15 protein-coding genes are annotated in these 17,044 nt (G+C 50.2%); 2 read left to right on the top strand and 13 right to left on the bottom strand.

What is annotated here, in order from left to right; translation table 11 throughout:
• Positions 1–34: 34 nt before the first annotated feature.
• The 3 genes from mutS to HMPREF1548_RS01470 form a co-directional block, all read right to left on the bottom strand.
• The gene (gene mutS, locus HMPREF1548_RS01480; RefSeq protein ID WP_021633886.1) at positions 35–2,683 is read right to left on the bottom strand and encodes a DNA mismatch repair protein MutS; all 2,649 of its coding nucleotides are present in this window, start codon (positions 2,681–2,683) and stop codon (positions 35–37) included.
• 725 nt (positions 2,684–3,408) lie between these two features.
• Complete coding sequence (locus HMPREF1548_RS01475) at positions 3,409–4,149, bottom strand: LytR/AlgR family response regulator transcription factor (RefSeq protein ID WP_198168600.1); 741 nt, start codon at positions 4,147–4,149, stop codon at positions 3,409–3,411.
• A gap of 49 nt (positions 4,150–4,198) precedes the next feature.
• Complete coding sequence (locus HMPREF1548_RS01470) at positions 4,199–5,509, bottom strand: sensor histidine kinase (RefSeq protein ID WP_021633882.1); 1,311 nt, start codon at positions 5,507–5,509, stop codon at positions 4,199–4,201.
• Positions 5,510–5,655: 146 nt separating this feature from the next.
• On the opposite strand from HMPREF1548_RS01470, the gene HMPREF1548_RS01465 reads away from it, so the two are divergent.
• Both HMPREF1548_RS01465 and HMPREF1548_RS01460 read left to right on the top strand, forming a co-directional pair.
• Positions 5,656–6,114: a hypothetical protein gene (locus HMPREF1548_RS01465; RefSeq protein ID WP_021633881.1), complete on the top strand. Its 459-nt coding sequence runs from the start codon at positions 5,656–5,658 to the stop codon at positions 6,112–6,114.
• 83 nt (positions 6,115–6,197) lie between these two features.
• Entirely contained in the window at positions 6,198–6,704 is a 507-nt protein-coding gene (locus tag HMPREF1548_RS01460) for a DUF4190 domain-containing protein (protein WP_021633880.1), read from the top strand.
• 193 nt (positions 6,705–6,897) lie between these two features.
• Here the strand turns inward: HMPREF1548_RS01460 and HMPREF1548_RS01455 are convergent, their stop codons facing one another.
• From HMPREF1548_RS01455 to HMPREF1548_RS01410, 10 genes are all read right to left on the bottom strand, one after another.
• Entirely contained in the window at positions 6,898–7,224 is a 327-nt protein-coding gene (locus HMPREF1548_RS01455) for a hypothetical protein (RefSeq protein ID WP_021633879.1), read from the bottom strand.
• Positions 7,209–8,690 (bottom strand): tRNA (N6-isopentenyl adenosine(37)-C2)-methylthiotransferase MiaB, encoded by a 1,482-nt coding sequence (miaB, locus tag HMPREF1548_RS01450; RefSeq protein ID WP_021633878.1) that lies wholly within the window; start codon positions 8,688–8,690, stop codon positions 7,209–7,211. Before miaB ends, HMPREF1548_RS01455 begins: the two co-directional genes overlap by 16 nt.
• A gap of 12 nt (positions 8,691–8,702) precedes the next feature.
• Positions 8,703–9,944: a peptidase T gene (gene pepT, locus HMPREF1548_RS01445; RefSeq protein WP_021633877.1), complete on the bottom strand. Its 1,242-nt coding sequence runs from the start codon at positions 9,942–9,944 to the stop codon at positions 8,703–8,705.
• 15 nt (positions 9,945–9,959) lie between these two features.
• On the bottom strand, positions 9,960–11,201 hold the full coding sequence (locus HMPREF1548_RS01440; protein ID WP_035320617.1) for a glutamate-5-semialdehyde dehydrogenase: 1,242 nt from the start codon (positions 11,199–11,201) through the stop codon (positions 9,960–9,962).
• 177 nt (positions 11,202–11,378) lie between these two features.
• Positions 11,379–11,951, bottom strand: a complete 573-nt coding sequence (locus tag HMPREF1548_RS01435) for a 5-formyltetrahydrofolate cyclo-ligase (RefSeq protein ID WP_021633875.1) — start codon at positions 11,949–11,951, stop codon at positions 11,379–11,381.
• The gene (locus HMPREF1548_RS01430) at positions 11,941–12,165 is read right to left on the bottom strand and encodes a DUF896 domain-containing protein (RefSeq protein ID WP_021633874.1); all 225 of its coding nucleotides are present in this window, start codon (positions 12,163–12,165) and stop codon (positions 11,941–11,943) included. Before HMPREF1548_RS01430 ends, HMPREF1548_RS01435 begins: the two co-directional genes overlap by 11 nt.
• A 97-nt stretch (positions 12,166–12,262) precedes the next feature.
• Positions 12,263–13,126: a glutamate 5-kinase gene (proB, locus tag HMPREF1548_RS01425; RefSeq protein ID WP_021633873.1), complete on the bottom strand. Its 864-nt coding sequence runs from the start codon at positions 13,124–13,126 to the stop codon at positions 12,263–12,265.
• Between the two features lie 33 nt (positions 13,127–13,159).
• Positions 13,160–14,770 (bottom strand): NAD(P)/FAD-dependent oxidoreductase, encoded by a 1,611-nt coding sequence (locus HMPREF1548_RS01420; RefSeq protein WP_035320615.1) that lies wholly within the window; start codon positions 14,768–14,770, stop codon positions 13,160–13,162.
• Positions 14,771–14,807: 37 nt separating this feature from the next.
• On the bottom strand, positions 14,808–16,121 hold the full coding sequence (locus tag HMPREF1548_RS01415; protein WP_021633871.1) for an aminoacetone oxidase family FAD-binding enzyme: 1,314 nt from the start codon (positions 16,119–16,121) through the stop codon (positions 14,808–14,810).
• Between the two features lie 125 nt (positions 16,122–16,246).
• On the bottom strand, positions 16,247–16,873 hold the full coding sequence (locus tag HMPREF1548_RS01410) for a hypothetical protein (protein WP_021633870.1): 627 nt from the start codon (positions 16,871–16,873) through the stop codon (positions 16,247–16,249).
• Positions 16,874–17,044: the final 171 nt, after the last annotated feature.

Here is a 17,044-nt window from a genome sequence, read left to right as displayed (position 1 = left end):
GCAATTGCCCGGCAGCATGCGGGGACACTGCTGCCTACCATCTGTTTTTCAGCTTGTTCTGCAGGCGGTACAGGGTATTCAGGGCATCCAGCGGGGTCATGGTACTCACCTCCACGTTTTTCAGTTCGTCCAGCACATCCGCATCGGTCACCGTATCGAACAGGGATATCTGCTCCAGATCCAGCTCGTCATAATGCTCCTGCTTTCTGGCAGGCGCGCCCCCGTCCACTATGGAAATGCTCTGAACCTTCTCCGTTATGTCGTTATCGCTGAGCTGCTCCACAATTTCCTTGGCCCGGTCAATCACCATATCAGGCACCCCGGCCAGCCTCGCCACCTGGATGCCGTAGCTCTTATCCGCGCCGCCCTTAATAATCTTACGCAGGAAAACAATATCGTCCCCTTTTTCCTTAACGGCGATACAGTAATTATTCACGTTATTCATCTTGCCTTCCAGCTCGGTCAGCTCATGATAATGGGTGGCAAACAGCGTTTTTGCCCCCAGGAGCTTGCGGTTGCTGATATGCTCAATCACCGCCCAGGCGATGCTCAGCCCGTCAAAGGTTGAGGTCCCCCTTCCGATTTCATCCAGGATGAGCAGGCTGTTTCTGGTGGCATTGCGCAGGATATTGGCCACCTCGCTCATTTCTACCATAAAGGTACTCTGGCCGCTGGCCAGATCGTCCGATGCCCCGACACGGGTAAAAATACGGTCAACGATTCCGATGGCGGCCTGCCTTGCGGGGACAAAGCTTCCCACCTGGGCCATCAGCACTATAAGCGCTGTCTGGCGCATGTACGTGGATTTACCCGCCATGTTCGGCCCTGTAATTACGGCTATCTGGTGGGAATTATTGTCCAGATAGGTATCGTTGGGAATGAACATATCATGCTCAATCATTTTTTCCACCACAGGATGGCGGCCGTCCTTGATATTGATCTGTCCCTTTTCGTTCAGCACCGGCCTGACATAGTGATTCTGCTCCGCCACCAGGGAAAAGGAACAGAATACATCCAGCCTCGCCACCGCCTTCGCGGTAGTCTGAATTCTTTCGATTTCTCCCGCTATCCGGTCCCTGATTTCACAGAACAGATCATATTCCAGCGTGCAGAGCTTATCCTCCGCATTTAAAATGGTATCCTCCAGCTCCTTCAGCCGGGGCATGGTATAACGTTCCGCGTTGGTCAGCGTCTGTTTCCTGATATAATCCTCCGGCACCATGTTCAGGTAGGATTTGGTCACCTCCAGATAATAGCCGAATACCTTGTTGTATTTAACGCGCAGATTTTTAATGCCTGTACGCTCCCTTTCGGCATTTTCCAGCTCGGCCAGCCAGTTCTTGCCCTCCGTTTTCGCCCTGCGCAGATTATCGATGTCCTCATTATAGCCTGCCTTGATCATTCCGCCTTCACGGATGGTAATGGGCGGCTCCTCCTCTATGGAGTCACAGATCAGAAGATAGAGATCCTCCAGGCCGTCCATTTCCTGCTCTATTTTTTCATTGGCTGTCCCCGGAAGCTCTTTCAGCACGGTTTTAATATGAGGGAGCATTTCCATGGAATTGCGGAAAGCGATCAAATCCCTGGGATTGGCCGTCTTGTAGCTCACCTTTCCCAGCAGACGCTCCAAATCGTAGATAGGATTCAGATATTCCCGGATTTCATCCCTGGCCACCGGATTGCTGCAGAAGGCCTCCACGGCATCCAGCCGTTCCTCCATTTCATTTTTATGGATCAGGGGCTGTTCCAGGAAGCTTCTAAGCATCCTGGCCCCCATGGCCGTCCTTGTCTTATCAAGCACCCAGAGAAGAGAGCCTCTCTTCTGTTTTTCCCTCAGCGTTTCCGTCAGCTCCAGATTCCGTCTTGTGGAGCTGTCCAGAAGCATATACCTGTTGACCAGATACGGTTCAATATGGGTAAAATGGCTCAGCGGTATTTTCTGGGTATCATATAAATAGGAAAGAAGCGATCCCGCCGCAATCACCCCGTTAGGGAATTCCTCCACGCCCAGGCCTGACAGCGAATTGACGCCAAAATGCTTCATCAGGCATTTTCTGCACAGATCGTCGTCGAAATAATGGGGTTCCAGGGAATAAATGGCGATTCCCAGCCGCTCCTTCAAATCATCCAGTTCCATGCCGCTTACAAGAAACGCATCATTGCAGATAATTTCGGACGGCGCATATTTCATCACCTCATCCAGAAGCTTCCTGTTATCCTCCACCTCAGTCATATAATAATCGCCGGTGGTGACATCCGCCACGGAGATGCCTGTTTTCCCGGCGAAGTAGGCAATGCACATAATATAATTATTTTTATTTTCCTCCAGGGCCTGGATATTCAGGTTGGTTCCGGGCGTTACAATCCGGACCACCTCTCTCTTAACCAGCCCCTTGGCCAGTTTGGGATCCTCCATCTGTTCACAGATGGCAACCTTGTAGCCCTTGCTCACCAGCCGGCTTAAATATCCTTCTACCGCATGATAAGGGACCCCGCACATGGGCGCCCGCTCCTCCTGGCCGCAGTTCTTCCCTGTCAGTGTGATTTCCAGTTCCCTGGACGCTGTCAGGGCATCCTCAAAAAACATTTCATAAAAGTCTCCAAGACGGTAAAAGAGGATACAGTCCGGATATTGCTTTTTGGTTTCCATGTATTGCTGCATCATCGGCGTTAATTCTGCCATTGTTCAGTTTCTCCTTTGTAATTCCCATTTCAAATCCGAAAGCATATATCTATAAAATATAGCACAAAATGGCGAAATTGTAAATCTTAACAAAATCCTGCCAACGGCGTATTCTCAGGCTTTGTAACAGTCCAGACGACGGTACTGCTGCCAGGCTTTATATGGATTCAGACAACAATATTCCCGACATTTCTTCTGCACAAGCCAGGGCATCCGGAGGCTTGCTTATGCTTCAAAGTCTCTCCTTCCTCCAACCCGCCCCGCGGGAAAAAAAGCGCTGCCATACCGGCAGCGCTGCAAAAATAATCTGTAACTGTGAGGATACTGAACAGATACAATAATCCTTATTATTCCTGGCATCAAAAATGTGGGCTGTTGGGGAGAAACTTGATGCATTGGCCAGGAAAAAGATAATACATTTTGGGGAATGATATCAAATAAACAATTTTTATTTATTGCATACAATTCATAATCGCATACAATTTGCTCAATTGTCTTCCTTAAGCCAGGCATCAAATTCCCAACCCACAAGTTGTCATGTCCTGACATTCAGGACGCGACTTTTGTATTATAGCATAGTTTTTGCTAAAATGGTGCCAAAAAATAAATTTTATTTCATTTACTATTATAGTGTAGTGTCTTTGCGTAACGGACATATGTTTTTTCAAAAGAAACCATTTTATAATTTGAATAAATGTTAAAAATATGTATAAGTATATCTTTTATTACTGTTTTTTGTTATATTTTCTGCCAAGATACCTGGCAAAGCTTCTGCAGAATTCTTCCTTCCGGGAACGGGAAATTGTAAGGGCAGTCCCGTCCGCCAGCTCCAGCACATTTCCCTCCGCTTTAATTACATGCTTCAGATTTACGATATAGCTGTTATGCGCATAGACAAAATCGTGTTCCTTCAGTTCCTCATATATTTCAGCCAGACGTGAATTGCAGTTCACCGGGTTCTCTTCCGGCTCCTGGTCCAGCCATATCTGGCAGCCCCTTTTCCTAAGCGAGATATAAAGGATCCTGTCAGTATCTATCTGCATCATTTTATTCTTATATACTGCCTTAAGATAAACCCTTTCCTGACGCCTCCGAGCCTCCCGAAGAATATCCTCCATATCCCCCCGGCCTTTGCCGGCCAGCTCCTGCTTCAGAAGATAACGGTAGGGATAAACCCGGAACATATCCGGCGTGGGCATAATCACCCCTGTTACAAAAGCAAGCACCGCATTTTTGTTCTGTGCACGGAATTTTCCCGCCGTTTCCCGGCCGTCCATTCCCTGCATCTGTATATCCAGAAAAAGAATATCATGCGTCGTGAAAATATCTTTCATCAGTTCTTCCCCTGATGTATATTCATAAATACGAACCGGTATCCTCATATCCTCCGCTGTCTTTCGCAGCATCTGGCTCACCAGATACCGATCGGCCGCAGAGTCATCACAAACCGCCGCTTTCAGTTCCATTATTTCCACCATTTCCTTCTTATTTTACAGGTCTTACTTTTCTGAAAAATCATACGGGAAGGCATACGGTAACCGTGAACCTGTTCTCCTGCACTTCAAAATCAATCAGCCCCTTATTAGCCGCCACCAGCTCTTTAACATGCTTTATTCCAAAACCGTGACGCGTTTTGTTCTCTTTTCCCGTTCTGAAGCCGCCCCGATCATACACCGGCATCCGGACACAGCCGTTTTCCAGCCGGATCACCGCATAATTTCTGTCCGTATCCATGAACAAATGCAAAGCCACATATCTGTTTTCATCCCCGCACTTTTCCGCAGCCTCCAGCGAATTATCCAGGAGATTGCTCAAAATGCTGATACAGTCATAATCCCTGACTTCCCCGCAGTAAAATCCCGGTTCCGCCAGGATGTCCATCCGTATCGAAAGCTCATCCGCCCTACGCTTTTTCTCATTTAAAATAAAATTCAGGATACCGTTGGAGGAATACCGGGTTTCCTCCGCCTTTGAAATATCCGCACAGATATCACGGACAATCTCCTGCATTTTTTCATTCCTGTTTTCACAGGCCAGATAATTCAGAGTATTCAGATAACGGTTAATATCATGCAGGATCTGCCTGTAATTCTGCGTAACCTGTTCCAGCTGCGTATAGTTTTCCGATTCCATCCTGACCCGCAGCTGCATCAGCCGCTGTTCCATTATCTGGGACTGCATCTGAACGTTCCGGTTGTAAATCTCCAGGATTACAATATTGAAAACAGCCACCAGCATACAGATGATAATGAGCATCAGCCTTTCCCCTGCCGAAATTTCCGCCGTTGAATAAATTGTCACCTGCCAGACTACCCGTATCAGCATAATAGACAGGACAGGGCACAGCAGAAACGGAAGGGGCACGGAGGCCTCCTTATTTTTCAGCTTTCCCTGCATCAGACGGATTACAAGGTAGACAAGCAGCAGAGAAAAAAGCTTGGCCACCATAAGCATCGCTATTTTTCCCGCAGTGATATCCAAAATCAGGAAAGCGCCCTCAGAGTTGCCGCCCAGGCTTACCACCACATCCTCGCAGAACAGAAGCAGGAGCGTTTCCAATATATTAAAATAAAAAAGCCTTCCCCGGTTTCCCTCAAACAGAATATATGCCGCCGCAGTATAAACTGTCAGTATACCGGCCAGGTTAAGCGGCGGACTGCCCACCAGGTTAATCAGCGACATCACCGCTACAATCCCGAACCGGGCCATATTCCTTGTCAGTATGGGCATGCTTCTATAGTCGAAGAAGTTACGCATGAACAGATTCCATATATAGCATTCCAGCAAATTCGTCATTAGTATGACGGCAAGCTCTTCAAGTCCCATGACTGATTTCCCCACCTGATATTATAATTGTATTTCTCTGCAAAATTTTCCCCTGGGAATGCATTTTTTTCCCTTTCCCTTGCCAAAGTCCACTGTATTATTCATAATACATAACATCAAACGTATTACTGAGGAGGATTTACATAATGAAAAAACAATGGACAGTAACCGCCGATGGTGTAAACCATACCATCGAATACAAGGGCCGCAATCTTCTCGTTGACGGACAGAAATATCCGTTGAAGTCTTCCAACTGGTTCATCCAGCTGATTGACTATGCAATTAATTTCGGAGATACCCAGTGCCGTCTTGTGGTTATGGGAAATAAAGTGGATCTGGCTGTAAACGGCCGTTTCCTGGGAAGCGGAGAACCTTATCAGCCTATCTCCAGCATTCCCGTATATGTATCCGTGCTTGCAGGCATCAGCTGTGTTCTCGGCTTCCTTATGAACAGCTGGCTTGGCCTCTGCCTGGGCATCCTTATCGGAGTTATGTACTTCAATATGGCCCTTAAGAAAAAGACCGGCGTTCTGATTGTTGCATTCATTGTTGCCACAATCCTTCAGATCGCACTGGGAATCGGCGTAGCCTTCCTTCTGTCCTGATAACGTAAAACAGCTGCGGGGCGGTATTCTCATAAAGAGTACCGCCCTGTTTTAAATCATTTTAAACAGACAGGAGTAATTAAATGGATAATTACAATAATACCAACAATAATGATAACCAGGGATACCAGCAGAATCCTTATCAGCAGAATCCTTATCAGCAGAATCCTTACCAACAGAACCAACAGAATCCCTATCAGCAGAATGTATCCCCCCAGGGAACTCCTTACCCGGGACAGAATTACGGCGGCACGAATTATGGCGGCCAGCAGGCGCCCCCTCCCTATCAGGGAGCAAACTATGGCCAGCAGCCACAGGTCTATCCCCAGGGACCGGTAGTCATTAACCAGCTGGAGCATAAAAAGGATAATCTCGCGGTATGCTCTCTCGTATTCGGCATTATGGGCGCTGTTTTCTGCTGGCTTCTCGTTATCCCGATTGTCTGCACCATCGCAGGGCTGATTATGGGCATTATCAGCCTGGTGAAAACAGGCCAGCATTCCGGAGTCGCCCTTGCAGGCGTAATCGTTTCCGCAATCAGCCTGGTACTCAGCGTTATATTCACGCTGCTGTATATTCTTGTATTATAATACAAATATTTTGATTTGGCGAATACTAATTTCACAGTGGGAGCAAAGAGCCGGCATGCTTAAAAGTGTTGTACTGCCAGACAGTAACCTCTTACCTGTCAGGCATCCCGGTAATAAATGACAGCCGGAAGCATCAGCTTCCGGCCAATTTTTATGTTTCGGAAAGTATTAGAGAAGCCTTAATGGCTTTCCCCTACCGGAAGCAATTCCAGTACGGTTTCATCAGCGCATAAATAACCAGCGGAACCACCACGGAATTGATGAGGGACAGAACAATGTCCCCGTCAAACAGCGTGACATTTGCCGCAAAAATAACCACCTCGGACAGGCAGATAATATAAAACCCCAGTCTGCGTTTATGGAACAGCAGAATGCTCACACCTGTTATCTGCAGCAGCTCCGGTATCATGCAGGCGGCTGCCGCCGAAAGTCCCAGCAGAAACAGCCTGCCATAGTATATAAAGGTGATTATATCCATGAAGAGTACAATCCAGAGCCATATTTTCAGGCCTTTTGGCATTCCGGCACACCTCCCGCCATTTCCCCCAGGAAATAAAAGCCCTTATATTCCTTCAGATATACAGAAACAATTTTCCCAATCAGGGAAGGGTCTCCGGGGAAATGAACCAGCGTATTGTTGGAAAGCCGGCCTGTTACCAGGCTGGGATCCTGTTCGTTTACCTCTTCCACCAATGCCTCCAGCGTCAGGCCCGACAGGTGTTTCACCTGCTCTCTGGCTGTTTCCTGCACCGTGCGCAGCACTTTGTCAAACCCTTCCTTCACAACCTCCTCAGATACCTGGTTTTCCATGGCCGCCGCGGGGGTTCCTGTCCTTTTGGAATAAATAAAGGTAAAGGCATTGTCAAACCGCACCTTTTTAATAACGTCTATAGTTTCCTCCACATCCTCCGGCGTTTCTCCGGGGAAGCCCACAATAATATCCGTCGTCAGGGCGATATCAGGTATGGCAGCGCGTATTTTTTCCACCAGGGCCAGATACTGTTCCTTCGTATAGCGCCTGTTCATGGCCTGCAGGATTCGGGTGGAGCCGGACTGCAGAGGCAGGTGCAGATGACGGCATATCTTTTTGGAGGAAGCCATCACCTCTATCAGTTCATCAGATAAATCCTTGGGATGGGAGGTCATGAAGCGGATACGCTCTATTCCTTCGATTTTTTCCACCTCCCGCAGAAGTCCGGCAAAGCTCATTGGCTCCTCCAGATTCTTTCCGTAGGAATTCACATTCTGGCCCAGCAGCATGATTTCCACCACGCCGTCCGCCGCCAGAGCCTCTATTTCCCGGATAATATCTTTGGGGCTGCGGCTTCTTTCACGTCCCCTTACATAGGGAACGATACAGTAGCTGCAGAAATTATTGCAACCAAACATGATGTTGATCCCGGACTTGAAAGGATATTTTCTTTCTACCGGAAGATCCTCCACGATTTTATCCGTCCCCTCCCAGATATCGACGATCATGGCCTTCTGTTCGAATACAGAAGCCAGAAGCTCCGCGAATTTGAAAATATTATGGGTGCCGAATACCAGATCCACAAAACGGTAGCTTTTTCTGATTTTCTCAATGGTTCCCGGCTCCTGCATCATGCAGCCGCAGAGAGCTACCTTCATATGGGGATTTTTCTTTTTCAGACTGTTTAAATGACCCAGCCTGCCGTATACCCGCTGGTCCGCATTATCGCGCACCGTACAGGTATTGTATATGTCAAAATCAGCCTCCTCGCTGTCCGTAAGCACATAACCCGCCTGCTCCAGAATGCCGGAAAGCTTCTCCGAATCCCGGGCATTCATCTGGCAGCCAAAGGTAGTGACACAGGCCGTCAGCTTCCTGCCCAGCTTCTTTTCCTCCGCTTCCACATAGCTGCGGCATTTTTTCAGGTAATAATACTGTCTGGCGGGTTCCTCTGAAGGAGGCTGTCCGTTTAAGTCAATATCTTCCAGTAAAGCGTTTATTTCTTCGATTTTCATCCTTGCTCCTCTTTAACAGCCGGCATACAGGGAAATAATGTTCAGGATAATCTCCACACATTTTTCCATGGATTCGATGCACACATATTCAAATCTGCCGTGGTAATTCATGCCCCCTGTGCACAGATTCGGGCAGGGAAGCCCCATAAAGGAAAGCCTCGCGCCGTCCGTACCGCCGCGGATGGGAGAAATTACAGGAGTCACCTCCGCCATTTCCATCGCCTTCACAGCCGTATCAATGAGATGGGCATTTTCCGGGTATATCTTTTCTTTCATATTATAGTAGCTGTCCGTCATTTCCACTGTCAGGACTTCCCTGCCGTACTTTAAGTTCATCAAAGCCGCAGCATCTTTGAAATACGCCTTCTTCTGCTCAAATTTTTCCCGGGAATGATCGCGGATGATGTAATCCGCCACCGCGCTTTCCACAACGCCGCTGAATTTCTCCAGATGATAAAAACCTTCATATCCTTCCGTGGAAGCGGGATTCTCGTGCACAGGAAGAAGGTTCTGGAATTCCTGGGCCAGGAGAATGGCGTTGAGCATCTTATTCTTGGCGCTGCCCGGATGTACGCTGTAGCCGTGTACGTGAAGCCTGGCGCTTGCGGCATTGAAATTCTCATATTCCAGTTCGCCCAGTGCACCGCCGTCCACTGTATAGGCGAAATCCGCGCCGAAGCCCGGCACATCAAAATAATCCACGCCGCTTCCCACTTCTTCATCCGGCGTAAAAGCGATGCGGATGGTGCCGTGTTCTATTTCAGGAGACTTAAGCAGGGTTTCGGCCATGGTCATGATTTCCGCGACTCCCGCCTTGTCATCCGCGCCCAGCAGTGTGGTTCCGTCCGTTACGATTAAGCTCTTCCCCACATAGTCCTGAAGCTCAGGGTTTTCCTTTACAGGGAGGATAATTCCCTTTTCCCGATTCAACAGGATATCCCTGCCATCGTAGTTCTCTACAATTCTGGGCTTTACATCCTTTCCGCTTACCGCCGGAGAGGTATCCATATGGGCAATAAAGCCGATTACAGGCACTTTTTTCTCTTTGTCCTTCAGCGTGGAGGGGATGGTCGCATATACATAGCCGTATTTTTCATCCATTTTTACATCTGCGGCGCCCATTTCAGTAAGCTCCTTCACCAGGAGGCGCGCCAGCTCCTTCTGCTTTTCCGTGCTTGGGAAGGTGGTGCTTTCTTCGTCTGACTGGGTATCGATTTTTACATAGGTTAAAAATTTATCTACAACCTTGCTCATATAATTTCTCCTTTGTTATCTGATCTGTCCGTTTCCGCGGATGACGTATTTATAGGCAGTCAGTTCCTTTAGGCCCATAGGGCCTCTGGCATGCAGCTTCTGGGTGCTGATTCCGATTTCCGCGCCGAAGCCGAATTCAAAGCCGTCCGTAAACCGGGTGGATGCATTGGCGTAAACGCAGGCGGAATCCACTTCATTCAGAAACCGTTGTGCATTGTCGGCATTCTCCGTGATAATGGAATCGGAATGTCCCGTATTGTAACGGTTGATATGGGCAATGGCCTCGTTCAGGCTGTCCACTGTTTTCACAGAAAGAATATAGTCCAAGTATTCCTTCCCGTAATCCTCTTCGTCAGCCGCAGACGCGTCGGGGATACTGCGCAGTGTCCTTTCGTCCCCCCGGATTTCCACGGATGCGCTTCTGAGGGCTTCCGCCAGGGCCGGCAGGACCTTCTCCCGGATATTTTCGTGAATGACCAGGGACTCACAGGCATTGCAGACACCGATACGCTGTGTCTTGGCATTTATGATGATAGGGATTGCTTTTTGGATATCGGCATATTCATCCACGTAGATATGGCAGTTGCCTGTGCCGGTTTCAATCACGGGTATCGTGCTGTTTTCCACCACCGCCCGGATCAGTCCCGCGCCGCCTCTGGGAATGAGTACATCCACATAGCCGTTCAGCTTCATGAACCGCTCCGTTGTTTCCCTGTCCGTATCGGTAATCAGCTGGATGGCATCGGCGCAGGCGCCGCATTCTGCAAGAGAAGCGCGGATGCTTTCCGCAATGGCGGTGTTGGAATCAATGGCATCCTTCCCGCCCTTGAGGATACAGGCATTCCCCGCCTTAAAGCAAAGGCCGAAGGCATCCGCCGTCACATTGGGACGGGATTCATAAATGATTCCAATAACTCCCAGCGGCACCCGGCGTTTCTCGATTTCCAGACCGTTGGGACGGGTAAACCGATCCAGTACCTCTCCCAGCGGATCCGCAAGCCCGGCTATCTGGCGCAGCCCTTCCGCCATGGCTTCCACCCTGGCTTCTGTCAGCCGCAGGCGATCCACCATGCCCGGATGCATTCCGTTCTCCTGTGCCCGGCTCACATCCCGCCCGTTGGCTTCCAGAATTCTTCCGCAGTTTCCTGTAAGGGCGTCCGCCACTGCCAGCAAGGCCGCATTTTTCGCAGACGCGCTCATTTTCTGCACTTCATATTTCGCAGCTGCCGCCGCTTTTCCCATTTCCGTCAGATTCATAACCATACCTCCTGAATACCGCAGGCAGGCCTGCGGTACCGCATAAATCAGCATGCCGCTGCGGCACGCCCTCCCTGTGTCATCTACTGGCCTATTCCTCTTCTTTATCCGGCATGACTGTATCCGGCCAGTTTTTTTATATCCAGTCCGTTTTTTCTATATCCGGCCCGTTTAATTCTATATCCAGCCCGATTCCGTCACGATCCGTTCCGGCCTTATATCTGTTTCCTCCTCGGGCAGCTCTTCCAGCAGCTGGCAGTCAAAACAGAGCGCAATTCTTGCCGCGCCCTGCGCCCTCCGGCAGAACCGGTCATAAAAACCGCCTCCATATCCGAGCCGCCGCCTTTGCCTGTCAAAAGCAGTGCCGGGCATGAGGATCAAATCCCGGGAATTTTTTCCCGTCTCATAATGCCTTCCCTGCAATACCACAGGCTCCGGGATTCCCTGAAAGCCGTCCTGAAGCTCCTCCGGATCCATAATCCGGTAAAAAGACATTGTTCTGGCTCCCGCCTGGCCTTCAATTTTCGGGCAGAAAACCTGTTTGCCCTCCCGCAGCGCGCCTTCCATCAAATCATAGGTAGGCACCTCATCCCGGTAAGAAGCATAAACCAGAATTTTTTCCGCCAGTTGGTATTCCTCACTGTCCCTGAGGAAGTCTGTGATCCGTCTGCCGGCGGCCTCACGCTCTTTGGCGCTCATCAGGGCACGCCTGGCAAGCGCTTCCTTCCGGCACTCTTTTTTACTCCGCATGTTCTTTTCCCAGATTGATGACGGAGCCATCCTCATTCTGAATATTGATATTATTCAGCTGGGAACGCAGGTTCGCCTTCACACTGTTAATATATTCCTTACGCAGCCGCGCCTGTTCATCCTTTTCCTCAGCGCTCAGTCCCTCTGCCTGGGATTTATGATACAGCTCGTTGATTCGTTTTATTTTCTCATCCATGGTAAGCGGTTCGCTCATTTCTGCCGTTCTCCTTTCCGTATAGCCTGTTTTGGCCGATACATTTCGTACGGTCAGCGCAGTAAATGCGCAGACCCTGTCCGAACTGCCACAGTCCCTATTTTTTCAGCCTGCTTACAAATCCGGGGAGGTCAAAATCCTCGTCCTTATTTGCCACAAACAAAGTTCCGTAATTCCTGCCGTCCATGAGACGGTGTATGATTCGGATATCCTTGCTGTTCGCGATCAGCATATCCGCCCCTGCCTTGGTAGCGATTTTGGCGGCGGTTAGCTTGGTATTCATGCCGCCGGTGCCCACGCTGCTTCCCGTGCTTCCCTTCCCCATATCCATATAGGCATCGCTCAGCTCCTCCACGATCTCCACGAATTCGGCATCCGGGTTTTTCCTGGGATCATCCGTATACAGCCCGTCTATATCGGAAAGGAGAATCAGCAGATCCGCATCAATCAGGGCAGCCACAATGGCGGAAAGTGTATCGTTATCCATTTCCAGCTCATAGGTGGCAACCGTATCATTTTCATTTACCACCGGAATAACACCCATTTGCAGCAGCTGGGAAAAGGTATTGTGGGCATTATAACGGTTCAGATCGTCCACTATCGTATTTTTAGTCATCAGAATCTGGGCGGTTACCTGATTATATTCGGAAAAAATACGCTCATAGGTCATCATCAGCCTCGACTGGCCGATAGCGGCACAGGCCTGCTTGATGGCAATCCGGTTGTGCTCGTTGATGTCCTCCTCCCTCAGATGCATTACCTTTTTCCCCTGGGCAATGGCCCCGGAGGTAACAAGAACCACATCCTTGCCCTGGTTTTTCAGATTGCAAAGCTCCCTTACAAGAACCTCCAGCTTAATATAGTCCAGATCTCCTGTCTCAGGATGCTGAAGGGACGAAGAGCCTATTTTCACAACAATTCTTTTTTTATCCTTAAGCCTTTCACGATACTGCTCCATCATTTTATCCTCCGTACATATGCTCTAAAAAGCATTTTATATAATTTCATAGCATTTCGCAATAGCTTCTGCGATCTTCATGCCGTCCATAGCGGCGGAAGTAATGCCTCCCGCATATCCCGCGCCCTCTCCGCAGGGATAAAGCCCCCTGACCTGCGACTGAAAATCAGCCTCCCTGTGAATACGCACAGGCGACGAGGTTCTGCTTTCCACGCCGGAAAGGCAGACCGCATCATCCGCAAAGCCGGGAATGATCCTGTCAAAGGCTTCCATTCCCTCCAGAAAAGCTTTCCTGATGGAGGGTGAAAACAGAGGTTTTAAATCGGCAAAAGTATATTCCCCTTTGATGCAGGGCATAAAATCCGCCGCCACATGTTTTTCCCGCTTCGCTTTCCCGCTCCTGTCCGCAAAATCCCGATAACGCTGTACCGGGATTTTCCCGCCGCCCAGCTCCCATGCTTTTTCTTCCAGCCGGCGCTGGAAGGCGATGCCCGCAAGAGGCCCTTCGGCTCCGAAATCCTCCGGTGTTACAGAAACAATGATCGCGGAATTCGCATTTCTGCCATCCCTGCTGCTGTAGCTCATGCCGTTTACCGCCAGCCGCTTCTCCTCGCTTGCGGCATTGACCACGTAGCCGCCCGGACACATACAGAAGGAATAGGCTCCCCTGTTTTCGGACGTCCGGGCCGTCAGCTTATAGGAGGCCGGAGGAAGGTGCTCCGGCCATTCACAGGCATACTGGGACAGATTGATAAGCGACTGGGGATGCTCCACCCGGAGTCCCACGGCAAATGCCTTGGCCTCCATGGGTATCTTTTTCTGCTCCAGCATTTCAAAGGTATCCCTGGCGCTGTGGCCGATGGCCAGCACTACCTGCTCCGCCGGGAAAACCTGTCCTCCGGCACATTTTACGCCGGTGACCCTGCCCTTATCCAAAAGCAGCTCGGTCACTTTGGTGTTAAAATGGACATCACCGCCCCAGGAAAGGATCTGCTCCCGCATATTCCTGACCACCTGGGACAGAATATCCGTGCCGATATGCGGTTTATTTTCATACAAAATACCGGAAGGCGCGCCATGCTCCACAAAAATCCGCAGGACCTCGCCGCTTCTGCCCTCTTTATCCTTAACAAGCGTATTCAGCTTGCCGTCGGAAAAGGTTCCCGCACCGCCTTCACCGAACTGCACATTGGAATCCGGCCTGCATGGACCGCCTGCCCAGAATGCTTCCACATCCCTGGAACGGGTCTGCACGTCGCTGCCCCGTTCTAAAAGGATAGGGCGGTATCCCGCCCTGGCAAGCATATAGCCGCAGAAAAGCCCCGCCGGCCCCATACCGATAATAAGCGGCCGGTGCTGCATTTTTTCAGTTCCCGGCCCGGGAAAATGGTAAGCCACAGGGGTAAACCGGGTTACATCAGCATTCCGGCATTTCCTGATAACCTTATCCTCATCCCCGCTTTTCAGAGTGATATCCACCACGTAGGAATACCATATTTCCGGTTTTTTCCTGGCATCTATGGATTGCTTCGCCACGCTGCAGGAGGCAATCTGTCCCGCAGGGATGCGCAGTATCCTGGCGGCCTTTTCTTCCACGGCCTCCGGGGCGTGTCCCGGCTTTAACTTCATCTGTTGTATTCGAATCATTCCGTTTTCCCTTTGCTGCAACAGCTTTTTTAATCTGTTACTCTCTTTTTCCTTTTTTCCGTTGGCCGGCTGGTTTCCCCAGTGACAGAACCGCATCTTTCCCCGCTATGTAACCTGTGGTCCATGCCCACTGAAGATTGTAGCCGCCGCACCTTCCGTCCGCATCCAAAAGCTCTCCCGCCAGATAAAGGCCGGGACATATGCGTGATTCCAGATGCCCGTCCACCTCCGTCAGAGGTACGCCGCCCGCACATACCTGGGCATTGGCAAAAGGATTCGTATCCGTCACCTGCACTTCAAAGCTTCTAAGCAGCGCAAAAACCTTCCTTATGGCAGGAAGATTTTTGCGTTCCGCCCTGTCTCCCATAGAAAGCCCGCAAAGCTTTACCGCCGTCTGGATAATCTTCTTATTCACCAGGCCGCCAAACAGCACCTCCATACTCCTTTGACGGCAGGACGTGCATTTTTCTTCCACCAGCTCCTGCCACAGGGCCTCATTATCCCGGAACCCCGGCAGGAAATCGATGGACGCCTTCACCTGCCTTCCGGCATCCAGCGCGGCAGCGGCAAAACGGCTGAGCTGAAAAACCGGAATCCCCGAAATCCCATAGTCCGTCAGCTGCAGCTCTCCCTGCTCCTCATAGCTTTCATTTGTTCCCCGCCCGCTGATCAGGAGCTGTATCCTTGCATCACACCGTACCCCTGCCAGTCCCTTCCAGAAGCTTCCCGCACAACGAAGCTGCACAAGCGCAGGCAGCGGCTTAAGGATCGTATGTCCTAAGGCCTTCGCCAGGGCATACCCGCCAAAATCCGCATTTTTTTCACCGGCTATGCTTCCGCAGGCAAGAATCAGCTTCCCAAACAGCCAGTCTTCCCCACCGGCGCGCACCAGGAATTCCGTATCCCGCCCCTTTTGGGAAACGGTTATTTTCTCCACCGCACAATCCGTAACCACCTCAGTTTCCTGCTCCTCCAGGGTAAAACGCAGTGTATCCAGCACGGTGGCCGCCTGCTGGGAAAGGGGATATACATAACCGTTTCTGTCCATGACCAGCATCCCCATACGCCGGAACTGCTTCAGCGTATCCTGTACCCCAAACTGCGCAAACAGCCCGGAAAGCGCCTCCGGATTTTGGCTGCGGTAATATTGCTGCGGATTTTCTACAGAAAAAGACAGGTTGGTTAAATTACATTTCCCGTTGCCTGTCGCCAGCAGTTTCTTACCCACCCTGTCTTTTTTTTCCAATACTGTGATTTTACAGCTGCCAGAGCTGTCAGCCTGCGCCGCAGATATGGCCGCCATCAGGCCGGAGGCCCCGCCTCCGATAATTCCAATCTCTCTTCTCCTCATACAACCGGTTCCTATCCTGTACAAGCGCATATGTCCCGCGCGCTCTTTCCCGTAACATTTCAGACGGCTCCAGGTGTCGCTTCCTGTCCTCATTTCAGCCGTCCGAACTGTTATCCATTATAATACTAACTGGAGTAAGACTCAAGGAAATTATAAAGCTCCGCCTCGCTTCCCACATATTTGAAACGGAGAATTTCCCCCGCCAGCTCTGCGGAAAGGCTCTGCAGCGGAATCCCTGTGGACATATATTTCGTCTTTTTATCAGATTCATATACTACCACATAATTATTTTCCACGGCAAGATAGAACTCTGTACATTTCTTTTTACTTTCGTAATTTTTCTGGATTACCACCTCATCGGCTGAGAACCGCTGCACATCCAGGGAAAGAAAGCCTTTATTGAGATCATTTAAAGACGGCGCCGTCTCGTAGCTGTCCATTGCTGACAGAAACGCCTCCCTATCCATGCCGATATACTGTTCCGGAATCGGAAGTTCCTCCTCCGTCCGGCTGGAATCCGCCAAATCCAGGCTCTTTACCACAAAACGTGTATCACAGGTAATGATTAAGCCGCCAAGCTCCGCCGCTTCCAGACTTCCCTGCTCCTGCGCCGCTGTTTCCTCCTGTATAATCTGAGGCTGTTCCCGGCTGGGGTAAAAGAAATCCTGCAGCTTTATGGATGCCAGAAAACCCGCGGCCAGCATGAGCAGCGGATAAATTAAAAATATGCTGATTTTCTTCCACAAACGCATAAGAACCTCCTGCTCTTATATCCCTTTTGTATCAAGTATCAGCATATTTAAGCCAAATTATTCAGCGGCGGGGGGAGGCGGTTCTTTCTGCCCTCAATTGGTTCCGTGGGGCGCAGGTATGTGGGGTGGGGGTTTGTTCCGGCAGGCGGGGAGGGATGGGGGGATTTCCTG

This window comes from Clostridium sp. KLE 1755 (assembly GCF_000466465.2).
GTDB lineage: Bacteria > Bacillota > Clostridia > Lachnospirales > Lachnospiraceae > Eisenbergiella > Eisenbergiella porci.
This window is presented reverse-complemented; position numbering and strand designations above follow the sequence as displayed.

Coding starts and splice junctions, on each gene's coding strand:
- mutS (WP_021633886.1), bottom strand. CDS start 2,683: ATGGCAGAATTAACGCCGATGATGCAGCAATACATGGAAACCAAAAAG.
- HMPREF1548_RS01475 (WP_198168600.1), bottom strand. CDS start 4,149: ATGGAACTGAAAGCGGCGGTTTGTGATGACTCTGCGGCCGATCGGTAT.
- HMPREF1548_RS01470 (WP_021633882.1), bottom strand. CDS start 5,509: ATGGGACTTGAAGAGCTTGCCGTCATACTAATGACGAATTTGCTGGAA.
- HMPREF1548_RS01465 (WP_021633881.1), top strand. CDS start 5,656: ATGAAAAAACAATGGACAGTAACCGCCGATGGTGTAAACCATACCATC.
- HMPREF1548_RS01460 (WP_021633880.1), top strand. CDS start 6,198: ATGGATAATTACAATAATACCAACAATAATGATAACCAGGGATACCAG.
- HMPREF1548_RS01455 (WP_021633879.1), bottom strand. CDS start 7,224: ATGCCAAAAGGCCTGAAAATATGGCTCTGGATTGTACTCTTCATGGAT.
- miaB (WP_021633878.1), bottom strand. CDS start 8,690: ATGAAAATCGAAGAAATAAACGCTTTACTGGAAGATATTGACTTAAAC.
- pepT (WP_021633877.1), bottom strand. CDS start 9,944: ATGAGCAAGGTTGTAGATAAATTTTTAACCTATGTAAAAATCGATACC.
- HMPREF1548_RS01440 (WP_035320617.1), bottom strand. CDS start 11,201: ATGAATCTGACGGAAATGGGAAAAGCGGCGGCAGCTGCGAAATATGAA.
- HMPREF1548_RS01435 (WP_021633875.1), bottom strand. CDS start 11,951: ATGCGGAGTAAAAAAGAGTGCCGGAAGGAAGCGCTTGCCAGGCGTGCC.
- HMPREF1548_RS01430 (WP_021633874.1), bottom strand. CDS start 12,165: ATGAGCGAACCGCTTACCATGGATGAGAAAATAAAACGAATCAACGAG.
- proB (WP_021633873.1), bottom strand. CDS start 13,126: ATGATGGAGCAGTATCGTGAAAGGCTTAAGGATAAAAAAAGAATTGTT.
- HMPREF1548_RS01420 (WP_035320615.1), bottom strand. CDS start 14,770: ATGATTCGAATACAACAGATGAAGTTAAAGCCGGGACACGCCCCGGAG.
- HMPREF1548_RS01415 (WP_021633871.1), bottom strand. CDS start 16,121: ATGAGGAGAAGAGAGATTGGAATTATCGGAGGCGGGGCCTCCGGCCTG.
- HMPREF1548_RS01410 (WP_021633870.1), bottom strand. CDS start 16,873: ATGCGTTTGTGGAAGAAAATCAGCATATTTTTAATTTATCCGCTGCTC.